3 protein-coding genes and 1 pseudogene are annotated in these 2,676 nt (G+C 59.6%); 1 reads left to right on the forward strand and 3 read right to left on the reverse strand.

Features of this window, described 5'->3' with window-relative positions:
* Nucleotides 1-150: pseudogene (locus AC1DH9_RS26765) on the forward strand (hypothetical protein); the annotation flags it as partial.
* A 222-nt stretch (nucleotides 151-372) separates the two neighbouring features.
* Here the strand turns inward: AC1DH9_RS26765 and AC1DH9_RS26770 are convergent.
* From AC1DH9_RS26770 to ubiG, 3 genes are all read right to left on the reverse strand, one after another.
* A complete protein-coding gene (locus AC1DH9_RS26770; protein ID WP_427532171.1) occupies nucleotides 373-1,113 on the reverse strand; it encodes a YciK family oxidoreductase in 741 nt (246 codons plus the stop codon).
* A gap of 82 nt (nucleotides 1,114-1,195) precedes the next feature.
* A complete protein-coding gene (mupP, locus tag AC1DH9_RS26775; RefSeq protein WP_427541438.1) occupies nucleotides 1,196-1,867 on the reverse strand; it encodes an N-acetylmuramic acid 6-phosphate phosphatase MupP in 672 nt (223 codons plus the stop codon).
* Between the two features lie 4 nt (nucleotides 1,868-1,871).
* On the reverse strand, nucleotides 1,872-2,570 hold the full coding sequence (gene ubiG, locus AC1DH9_RS26780) for a bifunctional 2-polyprenyl-6-hydroxyphenol methylase/3-demethylubiquinol 3-O-methyltransferase UbiG (RefSeq protein WP_019692990.1): 699 nt from the start codon (nucleotides 2,568-2,570) through the stop codon (nucleotides 1,872-1,874).
* Between the last annotated feature and the right edge of the window lie 106 nt (nucleotides 2,571-2,676).

Below are 2,676 nucleotides of genomic sequence, written 5' to 3' on the forward strand. Positions count from 1 at the left end.
CTCGAATCCCTGCTATCCACCTTGCTCTTCCCGATGCGCAACGCCCTGCTGTATCGAGCGGCCACTCAAAGTGCAATGCGCGACCCACTGACCGGCACCGGCAATCGCATTGCCATGGATCAGACCCTGCAACGGGAAATCGACATGGCGCTGCCCGATCGCTAACACGCTGCGTGTTTCAACAGGGTTAGAGCGAAAGTCATGCCATTCGGTTCAGATGAAAAAAACTCGTTTTAAATCAGTTTGTTGGCTTGCGTACCGGTTTCTGGTAGCGGATTTGACGGCATTTGATTGACTTCAAGCAGGCGCTTGAAGGGGGGGAGGCGCGTGCCGCGACAGTATGCCGTCGCGGCAGCGGGGTGCAGCGAGGGCTTACTGAGCGTTGAACGCCTGACCGTTGATGCCGGTGCTGTCCGGCCCCATCAGGTACAGGTAAACCGGCATGATCTCTTCGGGCGTCGGGTTGTTGGCGGGGTTTTCGCCCGGGTACGCTTGAGCGCGCATGCTGGTGCGGGTGGCGCCTGGGTTGATGCTGTTGGAGCGAACCGGCGCGACGCTGTCGACTTCATCGGCCAGGGTTTGCATCAGGCCTTCGGTGGCGAACTTCGACACGCCATAAGCGCCCCAGTACGCACGACCTTTGCGGCCGACGCTGCTGGAGGTGAAGATCACCGAGGCGTCCTGAGACAGCTTGAGCAGTGGCAGCAGAGTGCTGGTCAGCATGAACATGGCGTTGACGTTGACGTGCATCACGCGCATGAAGTTTTCGCCGGAGAGTTGCTCCAGTGGCGTGCGCGGGCCAATGATCGAGGCGTTGTGCAGCAAGCCATCAAGGTGACCGAATTCGGTTTCGATCATGGCCGCCAGTTCGTCGTACTGGTGCGGCAGGGCGGTTTCCAGGTTGAACGGAATCACTGCAGGCTGTGGATAACCGGCCGCTTCGATCTCGTCGTACACCTGAGTCAGATTGGCCTCGGTCTTGCCCAGCAGCAGTACGGTAGCGCCGTGAGCGGCATAGGTTTTTGCCGCCGCAGCGCCGATGCCACGACCAGCGCCAGTGACCAGGATGACCCGATCCTTGAGCAGTTCAGGGCGGGCGGAATAATCAAACATAGAAAACCTCTACAAGAGTTAGATCGTTCCCACGTCGAACCGTCCGCGTGGGAATGCAGCCCGTGACGCTCCGCGTCACTGCTCAGCAACTGCACAGCGCGTTATCGAGCACCTTGCGCAACTCCGAAGGGTGGTCCACCACCACATCTGCGCCCCAGTTTCGTGGGTTGTCATCGGGGTGAATGTAGCCAAAGGTCACCGCGGCGGTCCGGGTGCCGGCATCGCGGCCCGACTCGATATCGCGCAGGTCATCGCCCACAAACAGCACGCTGGCCGGGTCCAGGTCGAGCATTTTGCAGGCGAGGATCAATGGCTCCGGGTCAGGCTTGCTGTTGGTCACATGGTCTGGACAAATCAGCAGCGCCGAGCGTTCGGCCAGTCCCAGTTGTTGCATGATCGGCTCAGCGAAGCGCAGCGGTTTGTTGGTCACCACACCCCAGATCAGATTGGATCTTTCGATGTCGGCCAGCAGTTCTGCCATGCCATCGAAGAGTTTGCTGTGAACCGCGCACCCCTTGAGATAACGCTCCAGGAACTCCAGTCGCAATGCCTCGAAACCCGGTGATTCCGGGTCCATCGAGAAAGTTACCGCCACCATGGCTTTCGCCCCGCCGGAGATCTCGTCGCGGATGTGTTTGTCCGGGATCGGCGCCAGCCCGCGGTCTGCCAGCATGCTTTGGCAGATGGCAATGAAGTCCGGCGCGGTGTCGAGCAGAGTGCCGTCCATGTCAAAAAGAACTGCTCTGATTGCCATCGGCTTATTCCTCGCGCAGCGTCTGGATCATGTAGTTGACGTCAACGTCGGCGGCCAGCTTGTAGTGCTTGGTCAGCGGGTTGTACGTCAGACCGATGATGTCCTTGACGCTCAGGCCGGCCTGGCGACTCCAGGCACCGAGTTCGGAAGGGCGGATGAATTTCTTGAAATCATGCGTGCCGCGCGGCAGCAGCTTCATGATGTATTCGGCGCCGACGATAGCGAACAGGTAAGCCTTCGGATTGCGGTTGATGGTCGAGAAGAACACCTGGCCACCCGGTTTTACCATACGGAAACAGGCACGAATGACCGACGATGGATCGGGCACGTGCTCGAGCATTTCCAGGCAGGTGACCACGTCGAATTGCTCGGGCATTTCTTCTGCCAGGGCTTCGGCGGTGATCTGCCGGTACTCGACGCTGACGCCGGATTCCAGTTGATGCAGTTGCGCGACCGCCAGCGGCGCTTCACCCATGTCGATGCCCATCACGGTGGCGCCGCGTTGTGCCATGGATTCGCTGAGGATGCCGCCGCCGCAACCGACGTCCAGGACCTTCTTGCCGGCCAGTTTGACGCGCTCGTCAATCCAGTTGACCCGTAGCGGGTTGATGTCGTGCAGCGGTTTGAACTCGCTTTCGCGGTCCCACCAGCGATGAGCCAGGGCTTCGAATTTGGCGATTTCAGCGTGATCGACGTTGCTCATGGGTAATCCTCTAAATCTAAAAAATTCTGCTGTCAACCTTGAGGTTCGGCTCAAGGGGGGCGTTCTATTCGGTGTGTCCGCTGATGCGCCGGCCCCAGGCGTTGGC

This window comes from Pseudomonas sp. 05T35, from assembly GCF_056396605.1.

Coding starts and splice junctions, on each gene's coding strand:
- ubiG (WP_019692990.1), bottom strand. CDS start 2,570: ATGAGCAACGTCGATCACGCTGAAATCGCCAAATTCGAAGCCCTGGCT.
- mupP (WP_427541438.1), bottom strand. CDS start 1,867: ATGGCAATCAGAGCAGTTCTTTTTGACATGGACGGCACTCTGCTCGAC.
- AC1DH9_RS26770 (WP_427532171.1), bottom strand. CDS start 1,113: ATGTTTGATTATTCCGCCCGCCCTGAACTGCTCAAGGATCGGGTCATC.